The sequence below is a fragment of the Pedococcus sp. P2_D9 genome (assembly GCF_056404275.1).
Map to the genome: position 1 here is coordinate 453,752 of NZ_JBFUEI010000004.1, position 16,328 is coordinate 470,079.

The window sequence follows — 16,328 nt, forward strand, 5'->3', positions numbered from 1 at the left end:
TGGCTGGCGGGGTCTGCCGGGGCTGGCTGTGCGTGGGCCACCTTACCTGCGGGAGGGAGGCGCTCCCGGCACCTTCCGCCGTCCTGCGTTGCCTGTGCACCGTGAGACTGGAGTGACGCCAGAGGTATGCCGCGCCGCCCCGTCAGCCCGGCACCTCGCCGTGGGACCACCCCACCTTCTCCGACTTGTTGCCGGCAGATCGTCACGAGACGCCATTCCGGCGCGTCCGTGACCACCAGGTCGCAACACGTCCCAGCGCCCCCGGACTTGTTGCCGACAGATCCCCACCGGACCCCCAGTTCAGCCCGTCCGTGACCACCAGGTGGCAACGTGTCGCGGCGGCCCCGGACTTGTTGCCGGCAGATCGTCACGAGACGGCGATCCGGCGCGTCCGTGACCATCAGGTGGCAACACGTCCCAGCGGCCCCGGACTTGTTGCGGGCAGATCCCCACCGGACCCCAGTTCGGGCCTTACGTGACCACGAGGTGGCAACAAGTCGCGGGCGGAGCGCTCCGAAGTCAGGAGCCGGCGATGGCCTCGTGGTGGTGGATGACCTCGGCGATCACGAAGTTGAGGAACTTCTCGGCGAACGTCGGGTCGAGCCCGGCCTGGTCGGCGAGGTCGCGCAACCGCGCGATCTGGGCCTCTTCGCGCGCGGGGTCAGCGGGCGGCATACCCTCACGCGCCTTGAGCTCGCCGACCTCCTGGGTGCACTTGAACCGCTCGGCCAGCAGGTGGATCAGGGCGGCGTCGATGTTGTCGATGCTGGCGCGAAGGCGCACGAGATCCTCGGGCGTCGAACGGGAAGTACGGGACCCAGGTCCTGGTGCGGAACCGGGTGTCTGTGCGGGCGAACTCACCCGGCAATCGTAGGCATGCCCGCCGCCACGACGTCGGGCTGTCTCAGATCCTCACGAAGCTGGTCGTTGTCACGTTGCAGCCGTTCGACGAGGAACTCGAGGTCGCGGACGCGGCGGCGCAGTTCGACGGTCTCGAGCATCAGTCGCGGGTCGGACGCCACGCGATAGCCCACCAGGGCCTTGGCCATGTCGACTCCTTCTCCGCAGACGTCGGGGGTCGCGTGCTGCGGGTGCCCGAACCGGGCATCTCTCAGGGTGGCATCCGGATTCCGCAGGGTCAATGCCGCTTCGGTCAGCTCACGTCCATTCTCGTGGTGTCGCATGCGGCAGGACCGCCCGCGGACTCACTTCTCGACGAAGCCCGCGAGCCCGTCGCGCGGCGCCCCCCAGGTCGTCACGCAGGTGTGCACCTCGCCGGGCCGCAGGTGCTGCGACGGTCGCTCCTCGATGAGCTCCACGAGCTCGCGGATGCGCTCCTCGTCACCCTGGGCGACGACCTCGACCCGGCCGTCGCCGGCGTTGCGGGCATGGCCGACCAGACCCAGCTCGAGGGCCCGCGCGCGGGTCCACCAGCGGAAACCGACGCCCTGCACCCGACCGTGAACCCAGATGACCGCCCGGGCGGGACCGTTGTGATCCATGTGCACCACCTCTCGGTTCAGTTGTACAACCGCAGGACCCGTCCTGTCAGCCGCGCCTCAGTCGGGGACGCGGCTGGCAGCGCGGGCAGGAGAACGACGACCGGTTCATGAAGGCCTCGCGCCGGATCAGCGTGCCGCACCGGTCGCAGGGCCGTCCCTCCTGGCCGTAGGCGTGCAGCGACCGGTCGAAGTAGCCGGACGCGCCGTTCACGTTGACGTACAACGCATCGAAGCTCGTGCCGCCCTCCCCCAGCGCGGCCAGCATCACGTCGTGGGCGTGGTCGAGCACCCGCGAAAGGGTCGGCTTGGTCAGCGACGAACACAGCCGCTCACCGTGCACCTGCGCCCGCCAGAGCGCCTCGTCGGCGTAGATGTTGCCGATCCCGGCGACGAGTGTCTGGTCGAGCAGGGCGCGCTTCACCGCGGAGTCGCGGGACTTCATCCGCCGCACGACCGCGACCTGGTCGTAGGCCGCCTCGAACGGGTCGGGCGCGATGTGGGCGATGGTCTCGGGGACGAGGTCGTCCGTGAGCTCGGCCAGCGCCATCCCGCCGAAGGTGCGCTGGTCGACGAACCGCAGCTCGTCACGGCCATCGGCGAAAGTGAATCGCGCGTGCAGGTGCTTCTCCTCCGGGGCATCCGACGCCTCGACGAGCAGCTGCCCGCTCATGCCAAGGTGCGCGATGAGGCCCTGCTGGTGGCCGTCGGGGGCGCGGAGCACCAGCCAGAGGTACTTGCCCCGCCGACGGACCTCTTCGACGTGGTTTCCCGCGAGCCGCGAGGCGAGGTCGAGCGGTCCCGGCAGGTGGCGCCGCGCCACCCGCTGCCCGCGGAACTCGGCAGCCGTGATCGTGCGCCCGACCACGTGGTCGGCGAGACCGCGGCGGACCACCTCGACCTCGGGCAGCTCAGGCATGGGGCAACTCAAGCATGCGGGGCCGACACCCCTGCGGGGTGGCCCTCACGGACGTGGGTATGCCGGGTGCTCGCCTAGGAGGGCGAGCCCGCCACGGCGTCCTCGTCGGCCAGGACCACGGAGTCGGGCAGGTTGTCCGACGAACCGGCGGCCACACCTGCGGCGGCGCGCGCGCTCAGGGCACGCCAGGCCAGCTCGGCAGCGCGCTGCTCGGCTTCCTTCTTCGACCGACCGGTGCCGGTACCCAGCACCTCATCACCCACCACCGCCTGGGCGTGGAAGGTCTTCTCGTGGTCGGGGCCCTCTTCCTCGACGCGGTACTCCGGGACGCCCTGGGCTGTGGACGCGCCGAGTTCCTGGAGGCTGGTCTTCCAGTCCAGGCCGGCGCCGAGGGTGGCGCTGGCAGCCATGAGCGGGTCGAGCAGGTGGTGCACGAGGTTCGCCGCGGCCGCCATGCCGCAGGACAGGTAGACCGTCCCGATGACGGCTTCCATCGTGTCGGCGAGGATCGAGGCCTTGTCGCGTCCCCCGGTGCTCTCCTCGCCGCGACCGAGCATCACGTGGTCACCGAGGCCGAGGGTGCGGGCCACGTCAGCCAGGGCGCGCATGTTGACGACGGCGGCGCGCAGCTTCGCGAGCTGCCCCTCGGGCAGGTCGGGGTGCGTGGCATACAAGGTGTCGGTGACCACGAGCCCGAGAACCGAGTCGCCGAGGAACTCGAGGCGCTCGTTGTTGGGCAGTCCACCGTTCTCGTAGGCGTACGAGCGGTGCGTGAGGGCACGCAGGAGCAGCGACTCGTCGACGGCCCCCCCCACCACCTCGGTGAGGTGCTGGACGAAGCCGTCGACGGGCCGCTGCATCGCGCTGTCCCCCGGGAGGGACGGAGTGGGACTCACGCGCGGTTCAGACTGACTCAGCCCTGGTGCTCGGTGCGCTCGGCCGGCGTGTAGTGACGACCCTTGTAGGTGCCACAGGACGGGCAGGCGATGTGCGGCTGCATGGCAGCCTTGCACTGCGGGCACGTGGTGAGCGTGGTCGCCGTCGCCTTCCAGTTCGCACGACGCGAACGGGTGTTGGAGCGCGACGTCTTCCGCTTCGGGACAGCCACGTCAGTTCCTCTTCTCTTCGGTGTTGCTGTGGGTTTCGACCTGGGCGCTGCCCAGGAGGTCGGTGCTCTCGGGGGACAGCGCGCTCAGCGCGGCCCACCGGGGGTCGAACACATCGTGGTGGTGGTCCGGGTCGTCCGCCAGGCGCGCTCCACACTCGGAGCACAGTCCCGGACAGTCGGCACGGCACACGGGCTGGAACGGCAGTGCAGGCACCACCGTGTCCAGGAGCACGGGTTCGAGGTCGAACAGGTCGCCCTCGAGGGTGTGCTCCTCGGTCTCGTCGTCGTCCGCTCCCACCTCACGGTGGTGGGCCGCGCGATCGGCGTAGGCGAACAGCTCCTGGAAGTTCCCCTCAACCTCGTGGCTGACGGGGTCCAGGCACCGCACGCAGGCGCCGGTCGCCGTGGCGCGGGCCGAGCCGGTGACCAGCACGCCCTCGACGACGGACTCGAGCCGGAGTTCCAGCTCGATCGTGGACCCCTGCGGGACCGCGATGACGTCCGTGCCGAAGTCGGCAGGTGCCTCGATCGTGCGCTGCAGGCGTTCCATCGAACCGGGTCGCCGACCGAGGTCCGTGGTGTCGAAGACCAGCGGCGATCGGGGATTCAGGTGTTCCATGGCTCCAGCAGACGTCGAGTGACTCGGACTTCGCCTCGGGCGAGGACAAGACCGACGCACGAGATTACCGGAGCACGGCCCAGTCCCCCAAATGCGCGGGTATGCCGGGTGGCTGCCGACCCTCGAACCGCCGCCCTCACCGGACCGCACCAAGGGGCTCCGCACGCTCCAGCGCCGCCCCAAGGACAGGTGCCAGGGTGCGGACATAGGTCGCCGTGAGGTGGTCGCCGGCCCGGTGGATGGCGACGTTGCCGATGGCGACGGGACAGCGTTCCACCGGGCAGATCCATTCCGTGAGGTCGACCAGCGGGGTGGCGGAGGCGGTGCTGGCCTCGCGCTGGGCGGGCAACCCGCTCCCCGCCACGGCGCGGTCCCGGGCGAAGGCGCACCGGCTCAGCTCGTGCGCGTGGCGGGCAGTGCAGACGTCCAGGTCGTTGGGCGACACCGGGCTGTCCCCCAGCACGACGACGGGGATCCCGGCGCCACGCAGCGCCGACCAGCGGCCTGCCAGCCCGGCCACCAGCGCGGCACTCGTGGCGTGGGCGCCGTCCCAGGCCGTCGCGGCATACCCGGACGTGAGGACCAGGTCGGGAGGGTCGGCCCGGAGCCGGTCCACGACACGGCGGTTCCACTCGTCGCACGCCGGATAGGGCCTGCCCTCGTTCTGGGCACGGCCGGCGGCAAAGGCGCAGGCCGACTTGCCGTAGGTCACGATCCTCCAGCCCCGGTCCGGAGCCAGCCGTTCGAGGGCCGGCAACCACTGCATCGCCTTGGAGTCCCCGACCAGGGCCACCGTGGTCGCTCCCCCCGACACCCCGAACTCGCAGGTCACCGGGTCCTCGACCAAACGGTCCACCTGGCACCGGTCGACGTCGGCCCTGGGGCGGTCCTCGCCGGCGAGCTGCGGATCGGGGGTCAGCCACTCCCAGTCGTCGACGGCGTAGTTCGCGGGGTCGGTGCTGGGCGGCGAGGTGAGCGTGGCCGCGCCGAGGGTCTCGATGGCCGGTCGGGGGCCCGCAATCGGCGTGGTGCGGAACGGCGACGACGCCTGCGCGAGCGGGAGCGCGGCGAGGGCGCCCACCGCGGACAGCGCGAGTCCCAGGGCGAGCACGGGCCGGGTGCGGGCCGCCAGCGTCCGGCTGTGGTGGATCGGGCTCTCCAGGAACCGGTGACTCAGCCAGGCGGGCACGACGGCGAGGGCGACGGCCAGCGCCTGCTGCGTCGCGCCGAGCCCGTCGAACGTCCACTCGCTCAGGACGAGGACCGGCCAGTGCCAGAGGTAGAGCGAGTAGGACAACCCACCGATCCAGACCATCGGCGCGGTGCCGAGGACGCGGACCGGGCCGGCCAGCGTTCCCGTCCAGCCGGCGTAGAGGACCGCGGCGGCCCCCAGCGTCGGCACCAGGGTCCACCCGCCGGGCGTGACCGCGTCGGCCGGAAGCCAGCAGGCCGAGCCCAGGACCGCGGCGAGGCCCACCCAGCCGATGGCGGCGTCGAGCAGCCCCCTGCCCCATGAGGACGCAGCGGCCGGGCCCTCTCCCGTATGCCGCGCCCGCTCGCCTCTGCCTGCACACCAGACCGCGAGCGCCGCACCGACCCCGAGCTCCCACGCCCGCGTGGTGGTGACGAAGTAGACCCGCGCCGGGTCGACGGCACCCAGCCACACGGCATACGCGAAGGAGGGCACGGCGATGGCGGCGAGCAGGACCCCCACCGCGCCCACGGTTGGGCGCCGACCCAGCCGGCGCAGCACGAGCGCGAGCGCGATCAGCGCGAGCGGCCAGATGACGTAGAAATGCTCCTCGACCGCGAGCGACCAGAAGTGCTGCACCGGTGAGGGGATGCTGTCCGAGGCGAGGTAGTCGACGGCCCGGTGCGAGAACACCCAGTTGACGACGTACAGGGCCGCACCAGCGACATCGGTGCCGATCTCGCGGCGGCGCAGGCCGGGAACCACCGCCAGGGCCACGAGCGCAGTGACGACGAGGACGAGGATCGCCGCGGGCAGCAGCCGACGGATCCGGCGACCCACGAAGCGGGCCCAGTCGATGGTGCCGGTGGCGACCAGCTCGCGGACCAGGAGGCTCGTGATGAGGAAGCCCGAGATGACGAAGAAGACGTCCACCCCGAGGAAGCCGTTCGCCAGCGGGACACCGGCGTGGTAGGCCATCACCAGCAGGACGGCGATGGCTCGCAGCCCCTCGATGTCGGGCCGAAAGCGTTCCGGCCGGGGGGATCTCGCGGTCAGGTCACTGCTCCCGCAGGCGTGCCAGGAGGGCGTCCCGGACGCGGTCGCTGACCAGCCCGGAGACGTCGCCGCCGTAGCGCGCGACCTCCTTGACCAGCGAGCTCGAGATGTGTTCGAGGCTCGGGTCACCGGGGAGGAAGACGGTCTCGACGCCGGTCAGGTGCCGGTTCATCAGGGCCATCGGCAGCTCGTAGGCGAAGTCGGTGCCGCCCCGCAGACCCTTCACGATCGCCGTCGCGTCCAGCTCGCGGCAGACGTCGACGAGCAGCCGGTCGGCGAACAGCTCCACGCGGACGTTTCCGAGGTCGCGGCAGCCGTCGAGGATGAGGTCGCGACGCTCCTCCGGGCTGAAGGTCCCGCGCTTGGCAGGGTTGTGCAGCACCGCGACGACGACCTCGTCGTAGAGCGCTGCGGCGCGCCGGATGACGTCGGCGTGGCCGAGCGTGACGGGGTCGTAGGAGCCGGGGCACACACACCGTCTCGTCGCTGGGCTGGTCACACCGGCACGCTAGCAGCGCACCCGGCTACTCCTTGTCGTCCTCGCCCTCGTCGTCGGCCGGGAGGAGGCCTTCCTTGTGCGCCCGCGCGACGATCTYGCGGACGTTGGTGAGGGTCCYGACCCCGGCCTCGAGGAGGCGGTTGCGTTCGGTCGCCCACTTCACGCCGAGGTCCTGGCGGACCTCCTCCGACACCTCGGTGCGGGCCGGGTTGAGGATCGTCTGCTCCTCCTCGCCGATGTGGTGGTTGAGCGCGGTGGCGAGGTCCTCGACGGCGTCGTCGAACTTCTGGGTGTCGGTGCCCTTGCACTCCAGGAGCGCCAGCAGGGCCTCGTTCCCCTCAGCGTGTTCCTCCTCGCCGTGCTGGGCCTCGTGGGCCGTGATGGCGTCCTTGCGCTTGAGGCTCGCGTAGACCTTCGCCTCTTCCGCCTCACCATGGGCGATGAGGACCGCGGCCAGGGTGGCCCGGGCCGCCTCGCGGTCCGCCGTGGCGTCGCGCAGGTCGCGCAGGAGTGCCTCGAAGAATCGGTGGTCGTCGAGGATCAGCTCGACGACGTCGCCGTTGGTCGGCCGGGGGATCTCGTAGTCCGTCATGTCCATACCCTCTCCCACCTGCGGCGATGTCACACCTCGGGGGTCGCGGCGAGACGACGTCCCACCCACCGGACGCCTGGTTTGAAGTCGGGACGCGGGTTGCGACACGGTGGAGGGGTCCTGACCTCCATAGCCTGACACTGTCGGAAAAGAAGGAGCCACATGCTCACCCTGACCGAGAACGCCAGCACGATCGTCAAGACCCTCGTGGACCAGAACCTCAGCACCGAGGACGCGGGTCTGCGCTTCAGCCAGGAAGGCGTCGACTCCGGCGGCCTGACGGTGACCACCGCCGAGCAGGCCCTGCCTGGTGACGCCGTCGTCGAGCAGGACGGCGCCAAGGTCTACCTCGACGAGACCGCCGCCGTGGCCCTGGGCGACCAGGTGCTCGACGCCGCGGTGGACGAGACCGGGGGTGTGCAGTTCAGCCTGCTGCCCTCCTCCCCTGCGGTCTGACCGACCGCAACGTCACGGAGCCCGACCGCACTGCGCGGTCGGGCTCCGTCGCGTTCGGGCCGGCTCGCATCCCTTGCCGAGCGGCGCTCAGGCCACGACGTCGGGCAGGCGTGGGCCTGCGAACCAGATCTTCGTCTCGCCGTAGCGTCGCTCCCCCTCGCGCTCGAGCTCCTCGGGCCAGGCCGGTTCCGGTGACCTCGCGGACCGTTCGACCACCACCAGCGCCTCGGGATCGAGCCACTCCTGCTCCACCAGGGCGACGAGGTCCGCGGCCAGCTCCTCCTCGCCGAGCTCGTACGGCGGATCGAGGAAGACCAGCGTCTGTGGCTGCGCCGGAGCCGCAGACAGAGCCCGCTGCACGGTGGCGTGCCGCACCGTGATCCCGGGTATGCCGAGTGCTCCCGCGTTCTGACGGGTCACCTTCGCGGCGGCCTTGTCCGACTCCACGAGCAGCACGGTCGCCGCGCCACGGCTGGCCGCTTCGAGACCGAGGGCGCCGGACCCGGCATACAGGTCCACCACCCGCGCACCGACGAGCACCTCGAGGTGCTCGAGACGCGAGAACAGCGCTTCTCGGACGCGGTCGCTCGTCGGTCGGGTGCCCGAGCCTGCCGGGGTGGCCAGCCGCATGCCCCCGGCCCGCCCACTGATGATCCGCGTCACGGCGGCAACGTAGCAGCGCCGCCGGACCCAGGTCCCTCGCTCAGGGCGCGTGCACCGTCGGGTCGTCCCGCAGCACGTCCAGGAGCAGCGTCAGCACGGCGTCGGGCCGCTCCATCGACGGCAGGTGGCCGGCCCAGTCCAGCTCGACCCACTCGGCCCCCGGGATCTGCCTGCCGAGATGAGCGGCAATGGCGCGGAAGTGGTCCAGGTCGTGCGCGCCCGACACCACCAAGGTGTCCACCGCCAGGGCCGTCGGGTCGACCTCGATCCGGCGCGCCGAAGGCGGCGGGTCCTGTTCGTCGGCCGCCAGCTGGACCTCGTAGGCACGGCGTTGCATCGTCGCGACGAGCTCTCGCACCTCGGGCCCCGCCTCCGGTCCCACCCAGGTGTCCACGGTGAGTGCGGCGGCACCCGCGAGGTCGCCCGCCTCGAGCAGCCGTGCCTCCTCGTCGCCATAGGCCTCCAAGGCCGGCGCGTCTGCTTCGGAGGGCTCCAGCCCGCGATAGCCAGGGCAGAGCAGGACCAGCGAGGAGACCCGCGCCGGATGGGCCGTCGCGAGCTCCATCGCCACCCGCCCGCCGTACGAGGACCCGACCACCGCGGCGCTGCCCACCCCCAGCGAGTCGAGCAGCCCGTCGAGGTCGTCGGCGTCTGCGTACTCCTCGCCCGGTTGCGCCGAGTCGCCGAATCCTCGCAGGTCGGGACGGATCACGCGGAAGGTGTGGCGCAGCCCCGGGACCAGGGGGTCCCACATGCGGCGGTCGGCGACTCCCGCATGGAGCAGCAGGACCGCTGGGCCGGAACCTTCGTCGTCATGGGAGAGCAGCACCCTTCGAGACTAGGGCGAACTCGCATGTGAGCGCCCCTGCAATTTCGGTCAACCCTCGCGTCATCCCCGCTCGAGGAAGGCTGCCTGCTCCTCGTCGAGGCGTTCGCCGACCGCCACGCTGAGCTCGGGGTGGGCCGTGAGGTCGAGGTCGGAGGCCACGAGCTCGGCAGCGTCCTCACGGGCCTGCAGGATGAGCTCTTCGTCGCGCACGAGGGACAGGAACCGGAAGCTGCCCCTTCCCATCCCCCTGGTGGACCGGCCACCACCGCTCTGTCGTCCACTGAGCACGTCACCGGTCCCGCGCAGCTCGAGGTCGAGCTGGGCGAGGGCGAACCCGTCGGTGGTGGCGGCGACTGCCTCGAGTCGTTCGCGGGCTCCCCCGTCGGCCTCGGCACCGGTCATGAGCAGGCACAGGCCGGGGTGTCCCCCACGACCCACGCGTCCACGGAGCTGGTGGAGCTGGGAGACCCCGAACCGGTCTGCGTCCATCACGACCATCACGGTCGCGTTCGCGACGTCGACGCCTACCTCGATGACGGTGGTCGAGACGAGGACTCCGGTCTCTCCGCGGGTGAAGCGCGCCATCGCGGCGTCCTTGTCCTCGGGGGTCATCCGGCCGTGCAGGACGTCGACGGTGATGCCGTGGAGCGCAGGGTCGGACCGCAGCTGCTCGACGACCGCGAGGACGCTGGCCCAGACGCGTGGCGCCGTCGACTCCGCGGGCTCCCCTTCGTCGAGCTCGGCATCCTCGGCCGTCGGGCGCGCGTCGGGAACCTCCTCGTCGGAGACGCCGCTGGAGTCCTCGGTGTCCACGATCCTCGGGCACACGACGTACGCCTGGCGGCCGGTCCGGACCTCCTCGGCGATGCGTTCCCAGGTGCGCTCGACCCATCGGGGGTTGTCGGTCGGGACGACGTGCGTCGTGATGGGGGCGCGACCTCGCGGCAGCTCGGTGAGCGTCGAGGTCTCCATGTCGCCGAACACCGTCATCGTCACGGTCCGTGGGATCGGGGTGGCCGTCATCACGAGCACATGGGGCGGTTGCCTTGCCTTGTCCCGCATGGCATCTCGCTGCTCGACCCCGAAGCGGTGCTGCTCGTCGACGACGACGAGGGCGAGGTCGAAGAACTGGACGTGCTCCTGGATCAGGGCATGTGTGCCGATCACGATGCCGGCGTCGCCGCTCGCCAGGTCGAGCAGCGACTTCTTCCGGGCGGCCGCCGACTGACTGCCGGTGAGCAGTGCGACCTGCGTCCCGATCTCGCTGCCTCCGAGCATTCCGCGCTCGGCAAGCTCCCCGAGCATCGCTGTGATCGAGCGATGGTGTTGTGCCGCAAGGACTTCCGTGGGGGCAAGCAGTGCAGCCTGACCACCTGCGTCGACGGCCGCCAGCATGGCCCGCAGCGCGATGACCGTCTTCCCGGAGCCGACCTCACCTTGCAGCAGGCGGTTCATGGGGGTGTCGCCGGACATCTCGCGGGCGAGGGTCGCCCCGATCTCCCGCTGACCCTCCGTCAGCTCGAACGGCAGCCGGGCGTCGAACGCGTCGAGCAGCCCACCCACGAGGGGCGTCCGCGCGACCGCGGTGTGCTGGAGGGCTGCCCGGGCACGACGCTGCGCCAGCAACGTCTGCAGGACCAGGGCCTCCTCGTAGCGCATCCGCTGACGGGCGCGATAGACCTCCGGCATCTCCCTCGGGACGTGGATGCCGCGAAGAGCTTCCAGCCGACCGGGCAGGCCGCGCCGCTGTCGCAGGTCGGCGGGGACCGGATCCGGCAGCGCGTCGAGCTGGTCAAGCGTCAGGCGCACGCACTCGGCAACGGCCCAGTTCTGCATGCCTTTGACCTGGAGGTAGACCGGGATCGGCCCACGGTCGGTGGCGGCATCGCCGAGTCCGCCGTGCATGAGCTGGTATGCCGGGTGCGCCAGCTGCCATCTCCCGCGGTACTTCCCGACGGTGCCGGCGAACAAGGCCGTCGTGCCGGGCACCAGGGAGTCCTTGTGCCCCCACGCCTTGAAGAAGACCAGGTCCACCTCGTGTGCGCCATCGGTGATGGTGACGGTGAGCATCTCGCCACGGCGGTTCTTCATCGACCGGGTCGCTGCGGTCTTGACGGTGGCCACCGCCACGACGTACATCCCGACGTGCAGCATGCCGAGGTCAGCGCTGTGTTCGAGGTAGCGCCGCGGCCAGAACTCCAGCAGGTCCCCCACGACCTTGATCCCTCGGTGCTTCGCCAGCTTGGGCGCGGCCGTGGAGACGATCTGTGAGAGCTTGGTGGACTGCGTGACCACACCGACCACGCCTACTCGACTCCGAGCAACAAGGGGTAGTGCGGCTGGCCGCCGTCGATCAGGCTGACCTCGACGTCCCGGTGCCCGCGCTCGATGCGGGCGCCGAGCGACTCGGTGAGTCCGGGTGGCGCGTCGGCGCCACCGATCACGGTGACGATCTCGCCGCCACTGCTCAGCAGCCTGGCCACCACGTCGATGGCGACCTCCTCGAGGTCGGCGCCCACGATGACGACATCTCCCGCGACAGCACCCAGGACGTCTCCGGGCTCGCACGGGCCCGCGCTGGTCAGGGCCTGCTTGCTCGCCACAGCCACCGCGCCATGGCGGGTCGCAGCCGCCGCGTGGCTCATCTGGGCGGCGTTGCGTGAACCGCTCGCGGTCGGGTCGAAGACCGCCAGCGCCGCCAGGCCCTGGACAGCTGTCCGCGAGCGCACGACGTGCAGCATGATCCCGTCCTGCTCGGCCGCACTCGCCGCGGCCTCGGCCGCCATGACGGTGTCGCCGTCGTTGGGCAGCACGATCACCTCGAGCGCATGCACCGAGCGGGCCGCGTCGAGCAGCTGTCCTGCTGACGCACGCCGGCCCGGCCCGCTCTCGACGACCTTGGCCCCCGCCTGCCCGAGCACCGCCGCCAGCCCCGGACCCGCCGCACAGGCGACGACGGCAACACCGGCCGCGGGGTGGGCACCGCCGACCTGGTCCGCTCGGTCACCCTGACCTGCACGATCACCGTGGGTGGCACGATCACCCTGAGAGGCAAAGTGAGTCACCCGGACGCGGTAGGGACGCCCTGCCTCGATCCCCGCCTCCACAGCGGCTCCGACGTCGTCGACGTGCACGTGGACGTTCCACAGGTCGGGACCGCCGACGACGAGCAGCGAGTCACCGAGCGCGTCCAAGGTGTCGCGCAGCACCGCCGCCCGCTCCTCGTCGCTGTCGCGCAGCAGGTACATGACCTCGTAGGCCGGCCCGCCGGGGACGAGGTCGCCCTCGCCCGTGGGCGAGCCGCCAGAGGCGCCCATCGGCGCGACCACGCCGCCGGCCTGGCTCCAGTCCTCTCGGCGGTGCATGGTGTCGTCGGCGAAGACCTCCATCCGCTCTCCGACGTGGGTTCCGTCCTGGTGCACGACCCGCGCGAGAGCCTCGAGGAGCAGGAGGTAGCCCGCGGCTCCTGCATCGACGACGCCCGCGCGCTCCAGGGCGGGCAGCTGGGCGGTCGTGGCCTTCAGGGCCTCGGTGGCAGCGTCGAGGGCGTCCTCCGCCACGGCGACCAGCCCACGGTCGACGGCGGCCGCACCCGCGCTTGCTGCCGCCCGAGCGACGGTGAGGATGGTCCCCTCGGCCGGCCTGGTCACACTCGCGTAGGCACGCTGGCTGGCGCGCTCCAGTCCATCCGCAATCGTCCCGGCATCGGCGAGGTCCTTGCCGCTCTCCGCGATGGCCTCGGCGAAACCGCGGACCAGCTGGCTGAGGATCACGCCGGAGTTGCCACGGGCCGTCAGCAGCAGGGAGCGCGCCATGGCGCTGCACTCCTGCTCGAGCGAGGCGGCACCGAGGATGCCGGCCCTCTCGTGCTCGGTGCGGACCGAGTCGAGCGCCGCGTCGAGGCTGAGGTAGAGATTGGTGCCCGTGTCACCGTCGGGGACGGGAAAGACGTTGAGCGCGTCGATCTCGGCCCGTCGCGCGGCGAAGGCGGCGCGCGTGAGCACGGCCCATCGCCTCGCGTCCACGGCACTGAGGGCTTCGAGCACGGTGGCAGGCTAGTCGCAGACGCCCTCGTCAGCCCCGTTTTGGCCGTTGCGCCACACCTCGGCTACGCTTGACCGGTTCCCATGGACCTCTGCGTCGCTGGCCTGTGCCCGCGCGAGGAGACACCGGGAGCGCCCCATTTCTTGTACCAATCGATTTCAGGAGAACACCCGTGGCTGCCAACTGCGACGTCTGCGGCAAGGGACCGGGCTTCGGTCACAACATTTCGCACTCGCACCGCCGCACCAAGCGTCGCTGGAACCCCAACATCCAGCGCGTCAAGGCCCTGGTGGGCGACGCGGGCGTGACCCCGAAGCGTCTCAATGTCTGCACCTCGTGCCTCAAGGCCGGCAAGGTCAAGCGCTGACCCTGCCCYTGCGGCATACCGAAACGAGCCGATCTCCCCACCGGGAGGTCGGCTCCTTTCATGCCTGTCCCTGAAGTGTCTGATTTCATGCTTCAACCCCTGAAGTGATCCCAGCCGCGCGGCTGCTGCACCACGCCGTCGAGCGTGACGCCCTCGCCCGCCTCGACCACGCCGATGGTGCGCCAGCCGTCCGGGACGCCCACGGGAAAGGTTGCCAGGAGGCTGTGCTCCTCGCCGCCCGCGAGCACGCACTCCCAGGCAGCGTCACCGACGGCCTGCTCGACGGCGGCGAGGTCGTCGTGCAGCGCCGCCGGGGACAGAGCGAGGCGCGCTCCGCTGGCCTGGGCGATGCGGTGTCCGTCGCGCAGCAAGCCGTCGGACAGGTCGATCATGGCGCTCGCGCCGGCTTCGGCCGCCTGCCTCCCGGCGATCACGTGGACCCTGGGTCGCAGGTGGTGAGCCAGGCAGGCCGCGGGTATGCCGGCCGCAGCCGCTCGGGGGTCGGCGCCCCCCTCGAGCATGGCCAGGCCGGCGGCGGAGCGGCCCAGGGTGCCGTGGACCGCGACGACATGGCCCGGCCGAGCACCGCTGCGCAGCACCGGTTCGCGGCCGTCCAGGTCACCGAGCGCCGTCACCGACACCATGAGCACGCCGGCCGGCGCCGATGACAGGTCGCCACCGGCGACGACGACCCCCAGCGCGGCCGCATCTTCCCCGAGGGTGCGCGCGAACTCGACCACCCAGTCCAGCGGGGTCGCCGGGTCGGCGACGAGCGACACCAGGATCGCGGTGGACCGCGCGCCCATGGCCGCGACGTCGGCGAGGTTCTGGGTGAGCAGCTTGGTTGCGACGTCAGCCGCCGTCGACCACTCGTCGAGCCAGTCGCGGCCGCGGACCATCGAGTCCGTGGTCGCCACGGTGGTCGAACCGGTGCGAAGGACCGCGGCGTCGTCACCGGGGCCGACCGCCAATGACGGACCAGCCTCGAAGAACGGGAAGATCCGCTGAAGCAGGTCCGACTCGGACACCTCCGCCAGCGTCAGCGCGGCCGTGACCATGACTTGACCTCCTCGTGACGGCCCGGGGGAGACGGGCGGGACACGGGCACGGTAGCGTCTGCCGTGGCCGAGGTGCGCCCCCGGCCATGCGGTTCTCCGGGGTCGTGGAAACAGGCTCTGTCTCAAGAGCAGGCTGTGCACAAGGAAACAGGCTCAACCTGTTGTCAACAGAAAGTGTGAGGTGTCTCGTGGTGGTCCAGGCTTACATCCTGATCCAGACCGAAGTCGGCAAGGCGGCGTCCGTTGCCGAGGCCATTGCCGCAATTTCCGGTGTAGTCCTCGCCGAGGACGTGACCGGGCCCTACGACGTGATCGCCCGTGTCGAGGCCAACACCGTTGACGAGCTGGGCAAGCTGGTCATCGCCAAGATCCAGGACGTGCCGGGCATCACCCGCACCCTGACCTGCACCGTCGTCCACGTCTGAGCGTCCCACCGACCTCTGTGTGCCCCGGCGCCCGCCACGCGGCCGCGCGCCCACTGCGCACCACGACCACCGGCCTCCTCGTCCTCGGGGTGGCCGGTGGTCTGCTGTCAGGGTGTTCCGACTCGGTCGAGGTCATCCCTCCCCCGCACGACGCAGCCTGTGAGTCCGCCACCGCGTTGTGGCCGGCGAAGGTGGCGGGCAAGGAACCCCGGACAGTGGACAGTGGGCAGCGCACCACGGGCCCCGCAGGCAGGGATGCCAGGGCGTGGGGCGACCCCGCCGTCATCGCGTCGTGCGGCTGGCCGGCGCTCGGCGCCACCGACAAGGAGTGCCTTGACGTCGACGGCGTCTACTGGGTCGTCGAGCGGCTCGGGGACGGCGTGAAGTTCACGTCCTTCGGACGCGCGCCGGCGATCGAGGTGCTCGTGCCGGACTCCTACAAACCCGAGCCCCTGCTGCTCCCTGCCTTCGGACCAGCTGCCAAGGCGCTGCCCACCAACGGCCGCTCCTGCAGGTGACGGCCGGGGTGGGTCAGACACGTCCGACACCGTTGGTTGTCAGCGACTGGACACGACTGACCAGCTCGCGCCCCCGAAACGGCTTGACCATGTAGTCATCGGCTCCTGCGGTGAAGGCTTGGTCGATGTCGGCCTCCTGGGCTCGAGACGTCAGGAGCAGGACGGGGATGTTCTTCGCCCGAGGGTCCGCACGCAGAGCCCGGCAGACCTCGACCCCGCTCAGCCCGGGCATCATCCAGTCCAGGATCACCAGGTCGGGTTGCTGCGTCAGGGCAGTGGCCAGTCCCGCGTCACCGTTGCCCTCGGCGAGCACGTCGTAGCCGGCGCGACTCAGCAAGCTGATGACGAGATCCTGGATGTCGACATCGTCTTCCACAACGAGAACCTTCATCGGTGGTCCCTTCGCGCGGCTCGTCTCGCGGCCGCCGTCGACCGTTCGGCCAGCGTACGCGTGGTGACTGCCGGCCACGCCCACGCGAGCAGT

At 71.0% G+C, this 16,328-nt stretch carries 20 protein-coding genes; 4 read left to right on the plus strand and 16 right to left on the minus strand.

Translation table 11 applies throughout. The features are described from left to right. Positions 1-519: 519 nt before the first annotated feature. From AC1DXJ_RS09480 to AC1DXJ_RS09525, 10 genes are all read right to left on the minus strand, one after another. The gene (locus AC1DXJ_RS09480; protein WP_477615492.1) at positions 520-861 is read right to left on the minus strand and encodes a chorismate mutase; all 342 of its coding nucleotides are present in this window, start codon (positions 859-861) and stop codon (positions 520-522) included. Next, positions 858-1,049, minus strand: coding sequence for a hypothetical protein (locus AC1DXJ_RS09485; protein WP_179420502.1), 192 nt, complete (start codon positions 1,047-1,049; stop codon positions 858-860). The genes AC1DXJ_RS09480 and AC1DXJ_RS09485 overlap by 4 nt, the downstream gene beginning before the upstream one ends. A 156-nt stretch (positions 1,050-1,205) precedes the next feature. After that, positions 1,206-1,502: an acylphosphatase gene (locus tag AC1DXJ_RS09490; protein WP_477615493.1), complete on the minus strand. Its 297-nt coding sequence runs from the start codon at positions 1,500-1,502 to the stop codon at positions 1,206-1,208. Between the two features lie 46 nt (positions 1,503-1,548). After that, the gene (gene mutM / locus AC1DXJ_RS09495; RefSeq protein ID WP_477615494.1) at positions 1,549-2,418 is read right to left on the minus strand and encodes a bifunctional DNA-formamidopyrimidine glycosylase/DNA-(apurinic or apyrimidinic site) lyase; all 870 of its coding nucleotides are present in this window, start codon (positions 2,416-2,418) and stop codon (positions 1,549-1,551) included. A gap of 74 nt (positions 2,419-2,492) precedes the next feature. Further along, positions 2,493-3,278, minus strand: a complete 786-nt coding sequence (rnc, locus tag AC1DXJ_RS09500) for a ribonuclease III (protein WP_477636882.1) — start codon at positions 3,276-3,278, stop codon at positions 2,493-2,495. A 53-nt stretch (positions 3,279-3,331) separates the two neighbouring features. Further along, positions 3,332-3,526, minus strand: a complete 195-nt coding sequence (rpmF, locus tag AC1DXJ_RS09505; protein ID WP_056922518.1) for a 50S ribosomal protein L32 — start codon at positions 3,524-3,526, stop codon at positions 3,332-3,334. 1 nt (position 3,527) lies between these two features. Beyond that, positions 3,528-4,145 (minus strand): YceD family protein, encoded by a 618-nt coding sequence (locus tag AC1DXJ_RS09510; protein ID WP_477615495.1) that lies wholly within the window; start codon positions 4,143-4,145, stop codon positions 3,528-3,530. Between the two features lie 136 nt (positions 4,146-4,281). Then, on the minus strand, positions 4,282-6,393 hold the full coding sequence (locus AC1DXJ_RS09515; RefSeq protein WP_477615612.1) for an acyltransferase family protein: 2,112 nt from the start codon (positions 6,391-6,393) through the stop codon (positions 4,282-4,284). Between the two features lies 1 nt (position 6,394). After that, on the minus strand, positions 6,395-6,892 hold the full coding sequence (coaD, locus tag AC1DXJ_RS09520; protein ID WP_477615496.1) for a pantetheine-phosphate adenylyltransferase: 498 nt from the start codon (positions 6,890-6,892) through the stop codon (positions 6,395-6,397). Between the two features lie 25 nt (positions 6,893-6,917). Further along, positions 6,918-7,484 carry a hemerythrin domain-containing protein gene (locus tag AC1DXJ_RS09525; protein ID WP_477636869.1) on the minus strand — a complete coding sequence of 189 codons (567 nt, stop codon included), beginning with the start codon at positions 7,482-7,484 and terminating at the stop codon, positions 6,918-6,920. A gap of 162 nt (positions 7,485-7,646) precedes the next feature. On the opposite strand from AC1DXJ_RS09525, the gene AC1DXJ_RS09530 reads away from it, so the two are divergent. After that, a complete protein-coding gene (locus tag AC1DXJ_RS09530; RefSeq protein WP_477615498.1) occupies positions 7,647-7,940 on the plus strand; it encodes a hypothetical protein in 294 nt (97 codons plus the stop codon). Positions 7,941-8,027: 87 nt separating this feature from the next. On the opposite strand, the gene rsmD is transcribed toward AC1DXJ_RS09530, so the two are convergent. Genes rsmD through AC1DXJ_RS09550 form a run of 4 tightly spaced genes read right to left on the minus strand, consistent with a single transcriptional unit; the run spans position 8,028 to position 13,478 of the window. Then, positions 8,028-8,603 (minus strand): 16S rRNA (guanine(966)-N(2))-methyltransferase RsmD, encoded by a 576-nt coding sequence (gene rsmD / locus AC1DXJ_RS09535; protein ID WP_477615499.1) that lies wholly within the window; start codon positions 8,601-8,603, stop codon positions 8,028-8,030. A 40-nt stretch (positions 8,604-8,643) separates the two neighbouring features. Continuing rightward, positions 8,644-9,432: an alpha/beta fold hydrolase gene (locus tag AC1DXJ_RS09540; RefSeq protein ID WP_477615500.1), complete on the minus strand. Its 789-nt coding sequence runs from the start codon at positions 9,430-9,432 to the stop codon at positions 8,644-8,646. A 60-nt stretch (positions 9,433-9,492) separates the two neighbouring features. Beyond that, positions 9,493-11,727 (minus strand): ATP-dependent DNA helicase RecG, encoded by a 2,235-nt coding sequence (locus AC1DXJ_RS09545; protein WP_477615501.1) that lies wholly within the window; start codon positions 11,725-11,727, stop codon positions 9,493-9,495. An 11-nt stretch (positions 11,728-11,738) separates the two neighbouring features. After that, positions 11,739-13,478, minus strand: a complete 1,740-nt coding sequence (locus AC1DXJ_RS09550) for a DAK2 domain-containing protein (RefSeq protein ID WP_477636870.1) — start codon at positions 13,476-13,478, stop codon at positions 11,739-11,741. Positions 13,479-13,648: 170 nt separating this feature from the next. On the opposite strand from AC1DXJ_RS09550, the gene rpmB reads away from it, so the two are divergent. Further along, positions 13,649-13,843, plus strand: coding sequence for a 50S ribosomal protein L28 (rpmB, locus tag AC1DXJ_RS09555; RefSeq protein WP_056922510.1), 195 nt, complete (start codon positions 13,649-13,651; stop codon positions 13,841-13,843). Between the two features lie 92 nt (positions 13,844-13,935). Here the strand turns inward: rpmB and thiL are convergent, their stop codons facing one another. Beyond that, positions 13,936-14,901, minus strand: coding sequence for a thiamine-phosphate kinase (thiL, locus tag AC1DXJ_RS09560; protein WP_477615503.1), 966 nt, complete (start codon positions 14,899-14,901; stop codon positions 13,936-13,938). 191 nt (positions 14,902-15,092) lie between these two features. Between thiL and AC1DXJ_RS09565 the strand changes: the two genes are divergently transcribed. Further along, entirely contained in the window at positions 15,093-15,326 is a 234-nt protein-coding gene (locus AC1DXJ_RS09565; RefSeq protein ID WP_140741828.1) for an Lrp/AsnC ligand binding domain-containing protein, read from the plus strand. Positions 15,327-15,343: 17 nt separating this feature from the next. Continuing rightward, positions 15,344-15,844 (plus strand): hypothetical protein, encoded by a 501-nt coding sequence (locus tag AC1DXJ_RS09570; RefSeq protein WP_477615504.1) that lies wholly within the window; start codon positions 15,344-15,346, stop codon positions 15,842-15,844. A 13-nt stretch (positions 15,845-15,857) separates the two neighbouring features. Here the strand turns inward: AC1DXJ_RS09570 and AC1DXJ_RS09575 are convergent, their stop codons facing one another. After that, the gene (locus tag AC1DXJ_RS09575) at positions 15,858-16,235 is read right to left on the minus strand and encodes a response regulator transcription factor (protein WP_477615505.1); all 378 of its coding nucleotides are present in this window, start codon (positions 16,233-16,235) and stop codon (positions 15,858-15,860) included. Between the last annotated feature and the right edge of the window lie 93 nt (positions 16,236-16,328).

Coding starts and splice junctions, on each gene's coding strand:
- AC1DXJ_RS09575 (WP_477615505.1), bottom strand. CDS start 16,235: ATGAAGGTTCTCGTTGTGGAAGACGATGTCGACATCCAGGATCTCGTC.
- AC1DXJ_RS09510 (WP_477615495.1), bottom strand. CDS start 4,145: ATGGAACACCTGAATCCCCGATCGCCGCTGGTCTTCGACACCACGGAC.
- rnc (WP_477636882.1), bottom strand. CDS start 3,278: ATGCAGCGGCCCGTCGACGGCTTCGTCCAGCACCTCACCGAGGTGGTG.
- AC1DXJ_RS09490 (WP_477615493.1), bottom strand. CDS start 1,502: ATGGATCACAACGGTCCCGCCCGGGCGGTCATCTGGGTTCACGGTCGG.
- mutM (WP_477615494.1), bottom strand. CDS start 2,418: ATGCCTGAGCTGCCCGAGGTCGAGGTGGTCCGCCGCGGTCTCGCCGAC.
- AC1DXJ_RS09530 (WP_477615498.1), top strand. CDS start 7,647: ATGCTCACCCTGACCGAGAACGCCAGCACGATCGTCAAGACCCTCGTG.
- thiL (WP_477615503.1), bottom strand. CDS start 14,901: ATGGTCACGGCCGCGCTGACGCTGGCGGAGGTGTCCGAGTCGGACCTG.
- AC1DXJ_RS09485 (WP_179420502.1), bottom strand. CDS start 1,049: ATGGCCAAGGCCCTGGTGGGCTATCGCGTGGCGTCCGACCCGCGACTG.